Annotated in this window: 1 pseudogene; it reads left to right on the top strand. The window is 59.8% G+C overall.

From position 1 onward, the window contains the following. Nucleotides 1-144 precede the first annotated feature (144 nt). Nucleotides 145-585: pseudogene (locus tag QVO51_RS04680) on the top strand (hypothetical protein); the annotation flags it as partial.

Here is a 585-nt window from a genome sequence, read left to right as displayed (position 1 = left end):
AACCCGTATTGCGTATGTGGCGCATGCAGAGCATAAAGGACAAGCCATAACCAGACAGTCACGCAAATATCAAAACCGCCCTTCTCCTTTACTTTTCCCCCGAATTATGCTAAAATAAAGGCAACTACAAAAAAGGAGCCAGCCATGTACACAGGAACCTACCGGATTGCCGGGCGGAGCATTGCCATCGAGAGCCTGTACCCGGATGTCCACGCCTACTGTGCCGCCTACCGGCATGCCGGAGAGCCGGATTTTACCATTCGGATCACCCCGGCGGATATCGCCCGGGAACAGGACAAGTCCGCCCGGGAGGATCAGCGGCAGGGCATTGCCCCCCGTGCCTTTCCGGAGGGATATCTGGAGGAGCTTGCGGTGTACCGGCAGATCGCCGACCGGATGCCTGCCTATGACACCCTGCTGATTCACGGCTCCGCCATTGCGCTGGACGGTGCCGCATACCTGTTCACCGCCAGAAGCGGTACGGGGAAATCCACCCACACCCGGTTCTGGCGGCAGACCTTCGGCAGCCGGGCGGTGATGATCAACGACGACAAGCCCCTGGTGGGGCTGACGGATGCAGGGGCG

Origin of the sequence: Ruminococcus sp. CAG:379 (assembly GCF_000434255.1) — a bacterium.
Classification (GTDB): Bacteria; Bacillota; Clostridia; order Oscillospirales; family Ruminococcaceae; genus Ruminococcus_F; species Ruminococcus_F champanellensis.
Note: the sequence above shows the minus strand (reverse complement) of the source record. Positions and strands in the feature narration are given on the sequence as shown.